This is a genomic window from Chthonobacter rhizosphaerae, assembly GCF_013839525.1.
GTDB classification, from domain to species: domain Bacteria; phylum Pseudomonadota; class Alphaproteobacteria; order Rhizobiales; family Pleomorphomonadaceae; genus Chthonobacter; species Chthonobacter rhizosphaerae.
Genome location: NZ_JACDIS010000012.1, coordinates 19,457 through 34,689 on the forward strand (window position 1 = coordinate 19,457; position 15,233 = coordinate 34,689).

At 68.5% G+C, this 15,233-nt stretch carries 10 protein-coding genes and 2 pseudogenes; 7 read left to right on the forward strand and 5 right to left on the reverse strand.

Features of this window, described 5'->3' with window-relative positions; all coding sequences use genetic code 11:
* Positions 1 to 122 precede the first annotated feature (122 nt).
* The 7 genes and pseudogenes from HND91_RS18300 (at position 123) to HND91_RS18330 (ending at position 7,476) form a co-directional block, all read left to right on the forward strand.
* The gene (locus tag HND91_RS18300) at positions 123 to 1,154 is read left to right on the forward strand and encodes an ArsR/SmtB family transcription factor (protein ID WP_246329571.1); all 1,032 of its coding nucleotides are present in this window, start codon (positions 123 to 125) and stop codon (positions 1,152 to 1,154) included.
* 49 nt (positions 1,155 to 1,203) lie between these two features.
* A complete protein-coding gene (metF, locus tag HND91_RS18305; RefSeq protein WP_181708056.1) occupies positions 1,204 to 2,112 on the forward strand; it encodes a methylenetetrahydrofolate reductase [NAD(P)H] in 909 nt (302 codons plus the stop codon).
* Positions 2,113 to 2,145: 33 nt separating this feature from the next.
* A pseudogene (locus HND91_RS18310) lies at positions 2,146 to 3,198 on the forward strand (homocysteine S-methyltransferase family protein); the annotation flags it as partial.
* Between the two features lie 46 nt (positions 3,199 to 3,244).
* Positions 3,245 to 3,484 (forward strand): hypothetical protein, encoded by a 240-nt coding sequence (locus tag HND91_RS18315; protein ID WP_181708057.1) that lies wholly within the window; start codon positions 3,245 to 3,247, stop codon positions 3,482 to 3,484.
* Positions 3,481 to 3,933: a PIN domain-containing protein gene (locus HND91_RS18320; RefSeq protein ID WP_181708058.1), complete on the forward strand. Its 453-nt coding sequence runs from the start codon at positions 3,481 to 3,483 to the stop codon at positions 3,931 to 3,933. Before HND91_RS18315 ends, HND91_RS18320 begins: the two co-directional genes overlap by 4 nt.
* 64 nt (positions 3,934 to 3,997) lie before the next feature.
* A pseudogene (metH, locus tag HND91_RS18325) lies at positions 3,998 to 6,660 on the forward strand (methionine synthase); the annotation flags it as partial.
* Positions 6,661 to 6,828: 168 nt separating this feature from the next.
* Positions 6,829 to 7,476 (forward strand): cation efflux transmembrane domain-containing protein, encoded by a 648-nt coding sequence (locus HND91_RS18330; RefSeq protein ID WP_181708060.1) that lies wholly within the window; start codon positions 6,829 to 6,831, stop codon positions 7,474 to 7,476.
* Here the strand turns inward: HND91_RS18330 and HND91_RS18335 are convergent.
* The 5 genes from HND91_RS18335 to flbD form a co-directional block, all read right to left on the reverse strand.
* Positions 7,461 to 8,612 (reverse strand): extensin-like domain-containing protein, encoded by a 1,152-nt coding sequence (locus HND91_RS18335; RefSeq protein WP_181708061.1) that lies wholly within the window; start codon positions 8,610 to 8,612, stop codon positions 7,461 to 7,463. The two genes, HND91_RS18330 and HND91_RS18335, sit on opposite strands and share 16 nt — an antisense overlap.
* A gap of 77 nt (positions 8,613 to 8,689) precedes the next feature.
* Positions 8,690 to 10,135 carry a Tad domain-containing protein gene (locus tag HND91_RS18340; protein WP_181708062.1) on the reverse strand — a complete coding sequence of 482 codons (1,446 nt, stop codon included), beginning with the start codon at positions 10,133 to 10,135 and terminating at the stop codon, positions 8,690 to 8,692.
* 138 nt (positions 10,136 to 10,273) lie between these two features.
* A complete protein-coding gene (gene flhA, locus HND91_RS18345) occupies positions 10,274 to 12,355 on the reverse strand; it encodes a flagellar biosynthesis protein FlhA (protein WP_246329577.1) in 2,082 nt (693 codons plus the stop codon).
* A 187-nt stretch (positions 12,356 to 12,542) separates the two neighbouring features.
* On the reverse strand, positions 12,543 to 13,685 hold the full coding sequence (locus HND91_RS18350; RefSeq protein ID WP_181708064.1) for an HD domain-containing phosphohydrolase: 1,143 nt from the start codon (positions 13,683 to 13,685) through the stop codon (positions 12,543 to 12,545).
* A gap of 165 nt (positions 13,686 to 13,850) precedes the next feature.
* Positions 13,851 to 15,227, reverse strand: coding sequence for a sigma-54-dependent transcriptional regulator FlbD (gene flbD, locus HND91_RS18355; protein ID WP_181708065.1), 1,377 nt, complete (start codon positions 15,225 to 15,227; stop codon positions 13,851 to 13,853).
* Positions 15,228 to 15,233: the final 6 nt, after the last annotated feature.

The window sequence follows — 15,233 nt, forward strand, 5'->3', positions numbered from 1 at the left end:
AGTCAGTCCGCGCGAACAGGATCCGACGCCCGTGGTGCCCGCACCACGGGCGTCGATCTTTTTCGACCCGGCCACCGGGAAGGCTCTTGCGATCCGCTCATACAAGGCATAAAGATATCTTTATGTCCTTTGCGCGAGTGCACGCCAGCATGCCCGATGTCCGCTCCAACCTCGATGGTCTGGTGACGGCGCTGAAAAGCGCCGGCGAGCCGACCCGCCTCCGTCTCCTGGCGCTCCTGGCCAGCGGCGAGGCGACGGTGAAGGACCTGACCGAGGTGCTCGCCCAGAGTCAGCCGCGCGTTTCGCGTCACCTGAAGCTCCTCACCGAGGCGGGCCTGATCGCCCGGCTGCCCGAGGGCTCCTGGGCCTACTACCGGCTCGCGGAGGAGGGCGCCGGCGCCGCCACGGTCCGGGCGCTCCTCGATCGGCTCGACCTCGACGATCCGGTTCTCGTCCGCGACCGCCAGCGGCTCGACGCCTTGAAGGCGGCCCACGCGGCCGACGCCCAGGCTTATTTCGCCGCCAACGCGGCGGGGTGGGACCGGCTGCGCTCCCTCCATGTGCCCGAGGCGGCCGTGGAGGCGGCGATCCGCGAGGCCGTGGGCAGCCGGCCGATCCACGCGCTCCTCGACATCGGCACGGGCACCGGGCGCATCCTCACCCTGCTGGCGGACCGCTACACCCGCGCCGTCGGGGTCGACATGAGCCACGACATGCTGTCGGTCGCCCGGGCCAATCTCGCCGCCGCCGGGTTGGACAACGCCCATGTGCGCCAGGGTGACGTGACGGCCCTGTCGGTCGGCACCGGCGCCTTCGATGTGGTCGTCATCCACCAGGTGCTCCACTATCTCGACGATCCGGCCCGGGCCATCCGCGAGGCGGCGCGCGCCGTCGCCCCGGGCGGCCGGCTCCTGATCGTGGACTTCGCCCCGCACGGGCTGGAGTTCCTGCGCACCGAACACGCCCACCGCCGACTCGGCTTCGGCCACGAGCAGATGCGCGCCTGGATCGAGGCGGCCGGTCTCGACCTCGATCTCGTCCGCGACCTGCCGGCCGAGACCTCGGCCGAGGAGCGCCTGACCGTGACGGTGTGGCTGGCCGCCGACCGACGCATCCAGATGGCCGACGAGCCGCGCCTCCTCCAGTCCGCCTGATCGGCGCTCGAACGACCCACCGAAGAACAATCCATCAAGGACGACCCCCATGCGCTTCTCCCGCAACGTGAATGCCCTCGACCTCGGCGTCTCGTTCGAGTTCTTCCCGCCGAAGACCGAGAAGATGGAAGAGACGCTGTGGGCGTCCATCGAGCGCCTGGCGCCGCTGGCGCCGCGCTTTGTGTCGGTCACCTACGGCGCCGGCGGCTCCACCCGGGAGCGCACCCACAACACCGTCGCGCGCATCATCCGGGAGACCAGCCTGAAGCCGGCGGCGCACCTCACCTGCGTGGACGCGACCCGCGCCGAGGTCGACGACGTGGTGCGCGGCTACTGGGCCGCGGGCGTGCGCCACATTGTGGCGCTGCGCGGCGACCCGGCCGGCGGCGTCGGCGCGCGCTACCAGCCGCACGGCGACGGCTACGCGTCCACGCCGGACCTGATCCAGGGCATCCGAGCCATTGGCGACTTCGACATCACCGTATCGGCCTATCCGGAGAAGCACCCGGAAAGCCCGGACGTGCCGGCCGACATCGCGATCCTGAAGCGCAAGGTGGAGGCGGGCGCGACCCGGGCCATCACCCAGTTCTTCTTCGACAACGACCTGTTCGAGCGCTACGTGGAGCGCGTCCGCGCGGCCGGCATCGACATCCCGATCATCCCGGGCCTCGTGCCGGTGGCGAACTTCGCCCAGACCGCGCAGTTCGCCCGCAGGGCAGGCGCGTCCGTGCCCGGCTGGCTCGCCCAGCGCTTCGAGGGCCTGGAGAACGATCCCGCCACCCGCCAGCTCGTCGCCGCCGCCGTGGCGGCCGAGCAGGTGATGGATCTTGTGGATCGCGGCTACCGCGACTTCCACTTCTACACCATGAACCGGGCCGATCTGGTCTATGCCATCTGCTACATGATGGGCCTGCGCCCGCAGCAGCCCGCGCCCGCCGAGGGCGTCAAGGCCGCGTGACGAGACCCGCCCCAGACGTCAGGACGTGAAGAGATGACCCAGCCGATCTCGAAGACCGAAGCGACGCTCCGCGCCCTCGCCAAGGATCGCATCCTCGTGCTCGACGGCGCCATGGGCACCATGATCCAGCGTCACCGCCTCAGCGAAGAGGACTTCCGGGGCGAGCGCTTCAAGGACTGGGGCCGCGACCTGAAGGGCAACAACGACCTCCTGTCGATCACCCGGCCCGACGTCATCAAGGGCATCCATCTCCAGTACCTGGAGGCGGGCGCGGACATTCTGGAGACGAACACCTTCTCGTCCACCACCATCGCCCAGGCCGACTATGGCATGGAGGCGCTCGCCTACGAGCTCAACCTGGAGAGCGCCCGGGTCGCCAAGGAGGCCTGTCGCGAGGTGGAGGCGCGGGATCCGTCGCGGCCGCGCTTCGTCGCCGGCGCCGTCGGGCCGACCAACCGCACCGCGTCCATCTCGCCGGACGTGAACAACCCCGGCTTCCGCGCCGTCAGCTTCGACGACCTGCGGATCGCCTACGCGGAGGCGGTGCGCGGCCTGATCGACGGCGGCGCCGACATCATCCTGATCGAGACCGTGTTCGACACGCTGAACGCCAAGGCGGCGCTGTTCGCCACCGACGAGGTGTTCGAGGAGAAGGGCGTCCGCCTGCCGATCTCCGTCTCCGGCACCATCACGGACCTGTCCGGCCGGACCCTCTCGGGCCAGACCGCCGAGGCCTTCTGGTATTCGGTCCGCCACGCGGGCCTGTTCTCCATCGGGCTCAACTGCGCCCTCGGCGCCAAGGAGATGCGCGCCCACATCGCCGATCTGGCGAGGGTGTCGGACACGCTCGTCTGCGCCTATCCGAACGCCGGCCTGCCGAACGAGTTCGGCGAGTATGACGAGAGTCCGGAGGCGATGGCGGCCCTCATCGGCGAGTTCGCCCGCGCCGGCCTCGTCAACGTGGTCGGCGGCTGCTGCGGCACCACCCCCGACCACATCCGCGCCATCGCGGAAGCGGTCGCCGGCGTACCGCCGCGCGCGCTGCCGGCGATCGAGCCGCGCATGCGGCTGAGCGGACTGGAGCCGGCGGTGATCGCCGCGTGATAGGATCGGGCGAACTGGAGATGGTAGGATGACGAACCCTGTGAAGTCCGACGATCGCGAGTTCAGTATCTACGTTCCGCTCACGCCGATTGTTGCGATTCCGATCGAAGAAGCGGAAGCCGATCCGGCGGCGAGGGATGCTGCTTGGCGGTCCTTCCTGACGTTTGCCCGCGCGGCGAAGGAGCCGGGGCGAGGAACCGGTTGGGCTCATCCTTTCGGAACCCGGGACGAGTGGTACGACGAGATGATCGACGAGCGGTCCAAATGACGATCGTTTCTGTCGACACCAACGTTTTGATCTATGCCGTAGACGAGAAAGCTGGCGCCAAACAGGACATAGCTTTAACGATCGTCAACGCGCTCCGTACTGAAAGAGCGCCGCTTTCGCTTCAGGTGGTCAGCGAGTTCTTGCACGTCGCGTCGAGGAAATACAGAACCCCGCCGAAAGAAGTCGCGGTTCACGCACGCGAACTCCTGCTGTTGCACCGCAGCTTTGGCGCGACACAGCAGTCTACCGACCGAGCCATCGACCTTGCCGCCAGCGGCACGTTTTCGTTCTGTGATGCCAATTTGGTCTCGGCCGCCGAAGCCGCCGGTTGCACTCACCTGATCTCCGAGGACATGGGGGATGGCGTTAGAATCGGCCGCCTGGAAATCGTGAACCCATTCTCCGGCGACGCGCTGTCCGAGCGCGCTCGCGCTCTGCTCTCCCTTTGACGAGTACGCTCACCTGATGACCTCCACCTCGGCCCAGACCACACCCTCCGCCGCCTTCGCCAACTTCGTCGTCGTCGGCGAGCGGACGAACGTCACCGGCTCGGCCCGCTTCCGCAAGCTCATCAAGGAGGGCGATTACGCGGCCGCGCTCGAGGTGGCGCGCGAGCAGGTGGAGGGCGGCGCGGTCGTCCTCGACGTGAACATGGACGAGGGCCTTCTCGACAGTGAGAAGGCCATGGTCACCTTCCTGAACCTCCTCGCCGCCGAGCCGGACATCGCCCGCATCCCGGTGATGGTGGACAGTTCCAAGTGGACCGTCATCGAGGCGGGGCTGAAGTGCCTGCAGGGCAAAGGCATCGTCAACTCCATCTCCATGAAGGAGGGCAGGGACGCTTTCATCGCCCAGGCGAAGCTCGTCAAGCGCTACGGCGCGGCCGTGGTCGTGATGGCCTTCGACGAGGTCGGCCAGGCCGACACCTTCCAGCGCAAGACCGAGATCTGCAAGCGCTCCTACGACATCCTCGTCGACGAGGTGGGCTTCCCGCCCGAGGACATCATCTTCGACCCGAACATCTTCGCGGTCGCCACCGGCATCGAGGAGCACAACAACTACGGCGTCGACTTCATCGAGGCGACGCGCTGGATCCGCCGGAACCTGAAGGGCGCCCACGTGTCCGGCGGCGTCTCCAACCTGTCCTTCTCGTTCCGCGGCAACGAGCCCGTGCGCGAGGCCATGCACACGGTCTTCCTCTACCACGCCATCCAGGCCGGCATGGACTTCGGCATCGTCAACGCCGGCCAGCTCGGCGTCTACGACGACATCGACCCGGAGCTGCGCGAGCTCTGCGAGGACGTGGTCCTCAACCGCCGTCCGGACGCCACCGAGCGCCTCGTCGATGCCGCCCCCCGCTTCAAGGGCGACGGGTCGGCTAGGGAGAAGGTCGCCGATCTCGCCTGGCGCTCCTGGCCCGTGGAGAAGCGCCTGGAGCACGCGCTCGTCCATGGCATAACCGAATTCATCACCGAGGACACCGAGGAGGCCCGCCTGCGGGCCGAGCGGCCGCTCCACGTGATTGAAGGCCCGCTGATGGCCGGCATGAACGTGGTCGGCGACCTCTTCGGCGCCGGAAAGATGTTCCTGCCCCAGGTGGTCAAGTCCGCCCGCGTCATGAAGCAGGCGGTCGCCTACCTGATGCCCTACATGGAGGCCGAGAAGGCCGCCAACGGCTCCACCCAGTCGTCCTCGGCCGGCAAGATCCTGATGGCGACCGTAAAGGGCGACGTGCACGACATCGGCAAGAACATCGTCGGCGTCGTGCTCGCCTGCAACAACTTCGAGGTGATCGACCTCGGCGTCATGGTGCCGATGCAGAAGATCCTCGACACCGCCCGCGCCGAGAAGGTGGACATCATCGGCCTTTCCGGCCTCATCACCCCGTCGCTCGACGAGATGGTGCTGGTCGCTTCCGAGATGGAGCGCCAGGGCCTCGACCTGCCGCTTCTCATCGGTGGCGCCACCACCAGCCGCATCCACACGGCGGTGAAGATCCACCCGCAGTACAAGGCCGGCCAGGCGGTCTACGTGACCGACGCCAGCCGGGCCGTCGGCGTCGCGTCGGCGCTCCTCGGCGAGAAGCGCCACGCCTATGTGGACGAGGTCCGGCGCGAATACGCCCGCATCGCCGAGGCGCACGCGCGCGGCCGGGACGACAAGCGCCGGCTCAGCCTCGCGGAGGCGCGGGCGAACCGTCTCGACGTGGACTGGGCCGACCACCGGGCGCGGAAGCCGAGCTTCCTCGGCGTGAAGGCCTTCGACTCCTACGATCTCGGCGAACTCGCCGCCTATATCGACTGGACGCCGTTCTTCTCCACCTGGGAGATGAAGGGCACCTATCCGATGATCCTCGACGACGACCGCTACGGCGTCGCCGCCCGCGCGCTCTTCGCCGATGCCCAGGCGATGCTCCGCCAGATGATCGACGAGAAGTGGCTCACCGCGCGCGGCGTCATCGGCTTCTGGCCGGCGAACGCGGTCGGTGACGACATCGAGCTCTACACCGACGACACGCGCGGCACGCGGCTCGCCGTGCTCCATGGCCTGCGCCAGCAGATCGCCCGGGATTCCGGGCGCGCCAACCTGTCCATCTCCGACTTCGTGGCCCCCAGGGAAAGCGGCGTCGCCGACTACGTGGGCGGCTTCGCGGTCACTGCCGGCATCGGCGAGGACGCGGTCGCGGCGCGCTTCGCCCGGGCCAACGACGACTATTCCAAGATCCTCTCCCAGGCCCTCGCCGACCGCCTCGCGGAAGCCTTCGCGGAACGGCTGCACGAGCGGGTCCGCAAGGAGTTCTGGGGCTATGCCGAGGACGAGTCCTTCAGCCCGCAGGAGCTGATCGCCGAGACCTACCAGGGCATCCGCCCGGCCCCCGGCTATCCGGCCCAGCCGGACCACACCGAGAAGGCAACGCTCTTCCGCCTGCTCGACGCCACGGCCAATGCCGGCATCACGCTCACCGAGAGCTACGCCATGTGGCCCGGCGCCGCCGTTTCCGGCCTCTACTTCTCGCACCCGGACAGCCACTATTTCGGCGTCGGCAAGATCGAGCGCGACCAGGTGGAGGACTACGCGCGCCGCAAGGGCATGAGTCTGGCCGAAGCCGAACGCTGGCTGGCGCCCATCCTCAACTAGACCCCGCGAAGGTGACGGAGAGCGCCGCGGCCGAATGAGACGGGGAGAGGGCGCCCAGCGGCCTATCGCTCTGCGCACGCGCCGTCCACCGTCATGGGCCCCGTTCGTGGGTCGTGACAATCCGGCTGCGGATCACGCCTGCCATGCATCGAAGGCCTCGCACGCCGGCCTTCGCGCGGTCCTTCCCGCCGTGCTATCGGTCCCTCATGGACGACGATGACGATTTCCTCCACGCGCCCGACGCGCCCCTCCACAAGGACCCGGCCTATCGGCGGGTGCTCGTCCAGGCGGCTCTTCTCAACGGGTCGATGTTCGTCGCGGAGGGAATCGTCGGCCTGTGGATCGGCTCGGCGGCCCTCGTCGCCGACGCGGTCGACTTCCTGGAGGACACCGGGATCTACATGCTCGGCGTGGTGGCGATCGGCTGGTCGCTCCTGAACCGGGCGCGCGCGGGCTTCGTCATGGGGCTCGCCATGGTCGCCGTCGGCCTGGTGGCGCTCGGCCAGGTGTTCGTCCGGCTCTGGTACGGCGGCGTGCCGTCGGCGGTCGGCATCTCGCTCACGGCCGCGGTCGCCCTTTCGGTGAACGTGTTCGTTGCCGTGCGCCTCATCCCTTATCGCACCGGCGACAGTTCCATGCGGTCGATCTGGCTGTCGACCCGCAACGACGCCGTCCTCAACCTGCTGACCATCGTGGCGGGCGTGCTCGTCGCGAGCCGAATGGCGGCCTGGCCGGACATCGTCGCGGGCCTCGTCATCGCCGGCGTCAATCTCTGGGCCGCGCGGGAGATCCTGTCGAGCGCCCGCGCCGAGATGACGGCGCGTCCGACCGCCCGCGGTCACTCGTCCGAATAGTCCAGCGACCCGGTGACGTCGTCCGCCGGAACGCCGTCGGCCATGTAGCCCTGGATGGGCTGCGGGCCGACGTTCCAGCCCGGCGGCAGGTCCGGATAGGGTTGCGCGGCGGCCGGCTGGCAGATGTAGCCCGGCGGACAGCCGGGCGGCTGCGCCGCGCCGTAGTCGGGCGCGCCATACTGCGGCGACGCCGGGTAGGACGCCGGCGGCAGCGGCGCGCCTCCGACCGAGCCCGGCGGCAGCGGGCCGCCGCCGGCGGGCGGCGACCAGCCGCCGGAGGGAACGGGCGCCGGCGGCAGCGGCGTGTCGTAGCCTGCGGCCGCGTCGGCGCGACGCTGGGCCTCCACGCTCCGGGGCAGGATCTTCGGCCAGTCCGTGTCCGGCAGGGACGGCAGCGCGGCCACCGGCACCTCGCCCTGGGGCGCCATCTGCCACTGCGGCACGCCCGGAGGCGGCATGGTCGGCTTCGGCTTGCAGTAGCGATAGGTGCCCTTGGCGTTGTGGCGCGCGAGGTCGAGGTGGAGATGGTCCTCGTGCTTGCCGTCGGATCCCGGGCCGAGCACGGTGGTGAAGTGGTTGCAGGCCCCGGCGTGCACCTGGCGCAGGAAGGCGCGGTCCGCCTCGGCGCCGCGCCAGCCCTTCCGGATCGTCACCGTATAGCCGTTGGCGAGCACGAAGCCGCCCACGTCGAAGGCGTTGGCGAAGGCGTGCTCGGAAAGGCGGGCTCCCGGCACGTTGTTGCGCGAGCGGCAGTTGTAGGTGCCCATGGAGCGGATCTCCACCACCGGCACGCCGTAGCGCTCGTATGCCGCCGGCATAACCGCCTGGGCGACCCAGCGCTCCAGGGCGGCCGTCATCGGGCAGGACATCACCACCGAGCGGCTGCCGATCCGGACGGTCCCGTCCGCCACGGCCGTCACCCGCAGCGGCCGGTCGAGACCGCAGATGCCCTTGCCCTCGATGGCGTCGACGGGCTTGATCAGGGTGGAGAGCCTCACCTCCTTGCGGGCGAAGCAGGCCGCCTCCGCCTGGGCACGCCAGGGCTCGCGCTCCTCCCAGTCGAAGAGCCCGCACCCGGCGAGGCTCGACGACAGGGTGATCAGGATGACGAGCCGGGACGCGAGACGGAGGGCCATGATGTCCGTCAGATTGCGCCCGAGGGCTTAAGCGATCGTTGACGCTGGCGGAGCGACGACGACCGCCGCCGAGGCCGTCACCGTTCCAGCCGGATCTCCTTCAGGTTCCCCACGATGTCCGCGAAGGCGCTCGCCATCTGGGCGGCGCTCGCCGCCTTGTAGGCACGGCTTGCGTCCGTCGCGCAGCGGTCCAGCATGGTCCGCGCCGCCGGATCGTCGACGGCGAGAGCCACGGTGTAGACCTCCATCCGCTGCGATTTCGCATATTCGCAGATCGCCAGCGTGTCGTCGTTCACGGCCTTTATCTGGGCGTTCTGGGCGGCCGGGTCGGAACTGAACCTCGGGTGCGACCCGTCGCCGTTGTGGAAGCGGCGCGTGTTCTCGCCGTCCGTCATGAGCACGAGCACCTTGCGCGGGCGCACGTTCCGCTCGTCATAGTTCAGCCCTTCGGTGAAGGGCTCGCTCGGCGACAGAACGTTCACGCCCCAGATCATGCCGGCGGGGATGTAGGTGTCGGGCCGGTATCCGGTCCCGATATTGATGATCAGGTTGTTGATCGCGCTGGTCACCGCGGATTTGGAGCTGGTCAGCGGCAGGATCGGGTTCAGGCAGGTCTGGCTGGTGCCAAGCATGCCCGGATAGGGCGTGCCGGGCTGGCTGTCGTTCAGCCGGAGCTTGCCGGTCTTGCGCGACATCACGCAGCCATGCCAGCGGTTGATGGTGGTCGTGCCGCCGGTGCAGGTCTCGTACTCGGCGACCGGCACCGAGGTGCAGACGTCGTTGCAGGCGTACGATTCCAACATCCCGTCCACCGTGCGGGTGCAGGTCTTCCGCGTGCAGGTCGTCCGCACCGTCGATTTCGTGCACACCCGGTCGCGAACCGTCTTGGTTTCGGTCGGAATGGCCAGCCACGACGCGTTCCGGTTCGCGGTCCCGACATTGACGTAGTCCGCGTAGGGCACCACGCCGATCCTCACGTCCGCGAGCGGGTCTTCCGTGATCGCGTCCACAAGCGCCCGCGCCGAGGTCTTCAGGGCGTCGATCTTGCGCACGCCGCTGGCGTCGAACTCGGACATGGACCACGTGTTGTCGAGCACGAGCGCCACTTCCAAGGTTCCGGCGATGCCGCGGATGACCGAGGACTCCACCGCCACGCCGAGGGTCGGCACGGCCGCGAGGTTGATGACGATCGTCGGCATCTGCCCGTCGAGCTTGGCGGTGAGCCGGTCGGCCTCCTCGTCGTAGCGGATGTCCTTTACGACCGCTCCTTCGATGGTCTCGCTATCCAGGTTGGCGGCCACATAGGCCTCCACCATCGCGGCCATCTCGTCTTCGGATTTGGCTTTCGACGACACCGCGGAGAGAAGCGCACCGTCCAGCACCTGCTGGGCGTGTGAATTCGCGTTGACCTGGCGCGTGAGGTCGACGCCCGCCCCGAGCGCCAGGACCACAGGCCCCATAGCGAGGGCGAATGCGATGACCACGACGCCTGATCGTTCGGACCAGAATGACCGGATACCCATGCATGGCCTCCATATGCCAGCTAGCATGGGTTGAAAAGTATTCCCTGCGGATTAATCGATGATTTCTTCTATAGCAGAATTACGGCATCATCGGCCGAAACCTTCATGCCATTCTCGGATTCGCCGGTCTGGTCGTGGTCAGATCGACCCGACGGTCTTCAGGCGCGCGCGCGGGTGAACCTCGGCCTGGCTCATCACGTTGGTGTGCGCTCGGAAGCGTTCCACGATCGAACGCACGAAGGGCCGGGCCATCGGGCTCGTCATCAGCACCGGCAGTTCGCCCTTGCGGGCGGCGTCCTCGAAGGCGTCGCGGACCAGGATCACGAACTCCTGCAGCTTGGAGGGCGCCATGGCCAGCCGGCGGTCGTCGCCGTCGCCGACGATCGACTCCAGGAACGCCTGCTCCCAGGCGGGCGACAGGCTGATCAGCGGCAGGTAGCCGCCCGGCGCGGTGTTCTGGGCGCAGATCTGGCGGGCGAGACGTGCGCGAACGTGCTCGGCTATGGTCTGGGTCGAGCGCGAATGGCCGACCGCCTCGGCGATGCCCTCCAGGATGGTGGACAGGTCCCGGATGGAGATGCGCTCGGTGAGCAGCGCCTGCAGCACGCGCTGGATGCCCGAGATGGTGATCTGGCCGGGCACCAGGTCGTCCACCAGCTTGCCCTGTTCGGCCGGCAGCTCGGCGAGCAGCTTCTTCACGTCCGCGTAGGAGAGGATCTCGGCCACGTTCGCCTTCAGGGTCTCCGACAGGTGCGTGGACAGCACCGTCGCCGGGTCCACCACCGTGTAGCCGCGGATCGCCGCCTCCTCGCGCAGGCGCGCCTCCACCCACGTGGCCGGCAGGCCGAAGGTGGGCTCGGTCGTCTGGGTTCCGGGTATGGAGACCTTCCCGCCCATGGGGTCCATCACCATGAACTGGCCCGGGTAGAGCTGGCCCTTGCCGGCCTCCACCTCCTTGATCTTGATGACGTACTCGTTGGCCTGGAGCTGCACGTTGTCGAGCAGCCGCACCGGCGGCATGACGAAGCCCATCTCCGAGGCGATCTGCCGGCGCAGCGCCTTGATCTGGTCCGACAGCTTGTCCCCGCCCTGGGGGTCGTTGATGAGCGGCAGGAGGCCGTAGCCGAGCTCCACCCGCAGGTCGTCCATCTTCAGGGCGGTCTGGATCGGCTCCTCCGTCGGCGCGGGCGGCTTCTCGGCCACGGCCTTCGCCATCGCGGCGTCCACCTCGCGCTTCACGTTCCGGCGGCTGGCGTAGAAGGCCATGGTCCCGGCGCCGAGGGCGAGCGCCATGAAGGGCACGAAGGGCATGCCCGGCAGAATGGAGAGGAGCCCCATCACGGCCGCCGACATGCCGAGCGCGGTCGGATATCCGGAAAGCTGGCGCACCAGCGCCTTGTCGGCCGCTCCGGAGACGCCCGCCTTGGAGACGAGCAGGCCGGCGGCCGTGGAGACGATCAGCGCCGGGATCTGGCTGACGAGACCGTCGCCGACGGTCAGCACCGTGTAGGAGTGCGCCGCCTCGGACAGGCTGATGCCCATCTGCAGCACGCCGATGACGATGCCGCCGATCACGTTGATGAAGGTGATCAGGAGGCCCGCGATGGCGTCGCCGCGCACGAACTTCGAGGCGCCGTCCATGGCGCCGAAGAAGGCGCTCTCCTCCTCCAGGTTCTTGCGGCGCTCGCGCGCGGTTGCCTCGTCGATCATGCCCGACGAGAGATCGGCGTCGATGGCCATCTGCTTGCCGGGCATGGCGTCCAGGGTGAAGCGGGCCGCCACCTCGGCGATACGGCCCGAACCCTTGGTGATGACGATGAAGTTCACGATGATCAGGATCGCGAACACGATGATCCCGATCACGAAGTTGCCGCCCATGACGAAGTTGCCGAACGCCTCGATCACGTGGCCGGCGGCATCGGTGCCCTCATGCCCGTCGGACAGGATCAGGCGGGTGGAGGCGAGATTCAGCGCCAGCCGCAGCATGGTGGCGATCAGGAGCACGGTCGGGAAGGCGGAGAACTCCAGCGGCGTCTGGATGAACAGCGCCGTCATCAGGATCAGGATGGAGAAGATGATCGAGACGGCGAGAAAGAGGTCCAGGAGGACCGACGGCAGCGGCAGGATCAGGACGACCAGGATCGCCATGATGCCGACGGCGAAGCCCACGTCGCCGCGCAGGACCGTCGACTTCAGCTCCAGTCCGGTGGGAAGGCGCAGTCCGAAGCGTTGGCCGAGAGACGAACTGGTGTCGGTCACGGAAGCGGACTCCGGTTTTATGCAATCTGTCCTATGAGTAGGCAGAAAATGCCGGGTCCATGGTTAACGGGCGGTTAAGGGTCCGTCGTGCGCGGGCGCGAGGGGCGCGACGGCGTCGGTCGGGACGGCGGAGCGGAGGGGGAGGTGGTCAGAACGCCTTCCGCTGCAGCGCGCCCGCGGCCGCCACGGTGATCTCCTTGGCGACGGGCGCGAAGGCGGCCACCAGGGTCGTGTCCAGCTTGCCGGCGCGCGCCATCTCCTGGAGCAGGCCGTAGGCCTTTTCGGCCGTCAGCGGCAGCTTGTAGTTCCGCACCTCGATGAGGGCGGCGAACACGTCGGCGATGGTCAGCATGCGGGTGAGGGGGGAGATCTGGGCCCCGGTCAGGCCATCCGGATAGCCGGAGCCGTCCAACTGCTCATGGTGGTGGCGCACCATGGCGATGATGTCCGGCGACACCACCTTGTGGCTCTCCAGATAGGCGGCTCCGGCCGCCGCGTGCCGCTTCATGATGTGGAATTCGGCTTCCGTCAGCTTGCCGGCCTTGTCGAGGATCTGCAGCGGGATCTTCGCCTTGCCGATGTCGTGCAGGATGGCGGCCGTGGTGAGGGCGGCGCGGGCCTTGTCGTCGAGGCCCAGGCGGCGGGCGAACGCGGCCGAGATTCCGGTGACGAGCAGGCAGTGCTGGAACGTCCCGGTGTGATAGCGCCGCACGTCCTCCAGCCACTGGTCCAGGCCCACCACGTCGATGCTCGCCTGGATGGCCGTCACCGCGTTGGTCACCACGCTGCCGTTCACCGCCCGCCCGGACGCCATGCCCTCGAAGAAATGCGTGAGCACGCCCGAGCCGATCGAGACGGACTGGGACGGGTCCTTCGGATCCACCTTCGGCGCCGGGGCGACCGGGGCCGGCCGCGCGGCGGCGCGGGACGGTCCGCGCCGGACCGGCAGGCAGTCGCGGATGGTGCGCACCAGCCGGTCCGGATTGATCGGGCGGGTGATCACCGCGGCCGCCCCGAGGGCGTTGGTCTGCACGGCCTGCTGGCGGTTCTTCTCGTTGACGCAGAAGATGCTGATCGGATCGGTCATGCGCCGAAGGGCTTCGCGCACCAGCTTGATGACGGCCGGATCCTGAAGATCCACGTCGAACACGATCACCGGCTGAGGCGGGAAGTTGTAGTCGGCGACCGCCGCGCTGACGAGCGCGATGGCGTCCCCGATCGGGGCGATGAAGCCCGCGACGCGATTGGCGGCATCGGTGGACGGAGCCACCACCCAGACTTGAGCGACCATCCCCGGCTCCTCACCAGTGGGTCTTTTCGCCGAGTCGCGCCCGTCCTCCCCGAGTCATGCGGCCGGCTCCAGATTCTTATACGCACTTCTTGTATCCAAAACACTAAATGCGTAGTGGCTCCGTCACCGATTACCGTACGTTATAATGGCACTCCGTCATCAGAATCAAGCGATCTGGGTTCGCGCCGTCCCGGGTTCGGGAACCGCAATTCCGTCCGCCGCATACTCGTTCAGCTTGTTGCGGAGTGTCCGAATGGAGATCCCGAGGATCTTCGCGGCGTGCGTCCGGTTGCCGAGGCAGTGGTCGAGCGTGTCCAGGATCAGGTCGCGTTCCACGGTCGCGACCGTCCGCCCGACCAGCGCGCGGGTGATCGCCTCCGCGGTCTGGGCGGCCCGGCTCGCGGCGTCGTGCGGCCGGCTCTCCATCCGCGGATCGAGCCTCGCCCCGTCCGGCGAGCGGATCGCGTCCACGCCGATCTCAGGCCCGGTGGCCAGCAGCACCGCGCGGTGCAGCGTGTTCTCCAGTTCGCGCACGTTCCCCGGCCAGCGGGCGGCCACCAGTTCGCGCTTGGCGTCCACCGCGATGGACCGCACCGGCACCCCGTTCACCTCCGCGTACTTGCGGGCGAAGTGCTCGGCGAGGGCCACGATGTCGGCCGGCCGGTCGCGGAGCGGCGGAATCTTCAGGTTCACGACGTTCAGCCGGTAGAGAAGATCCTCGCGGAACGTGCCCTCGCGCACCGCGTCCGCCAGCACGCGGTTGGACGTCGCGATGATGCGGATGTCCACCGGCACCGGCTTCGATCCGCCGACCCGGTCGATCACCCGCTCCTGGATGGCGCGCAGGAGCTTGGCCTGCAGCCGCACGTCCATCTCGGAAATCTCGTCGAGGAGCAGCGTTCCGCCGCTCGCCTCCTCGAACTTGCCCACGCGCCGCGCGACCGCGCCGGTGAAGGCGCCCTTCTCGTGGCCGAACAGCTCCGATTCCAGGAGGTTCTCCGGAATGGCGGCGCAGTTCACCGACACGAACGGCTTGTCCGCCCGGTTGGAGCGCCGGTGCACGTGGCGGGCCAGCACCTCCTTGCCGGTGCCGCTCTCGCCGGTGATCAGGATGGAGGCCTCCGACGGCGCCACCTGGTCGGCGAGCTTCACCACCGCCGCCATCAGGTCGTCGCGCACGATCAGGTCGTGGCCGCCGGCCGTGACCGCCGACAGGATGGCGGCGATCAGGTCCGCATCCGGCGGCAGGGGAATGTATTCCTTCGCGCCCGCCCGGATGGCCGCCACCGCCGCCCGCGCGTCCGTCGCCGTCCCGCAGGCGACGACCGGCACATGGATGCGCTCCGCCTCCAGGTCGGCGATCAGGCTGGCGATCGGCAGCGCCACGTCGATCATCACGAGGTCGGCGCCGCGCCCGGAGCGCAGGGTCCTCAGCGCCATGTCCAGGGTGTCGGCGTGGATCACCGAGGCGCCCTTGTCCATCGCCATCCGGGTGGCGACGGTCAACTGGCCTTCCAATGTTCCGACGATCAGGAGCCGCATGGTTTC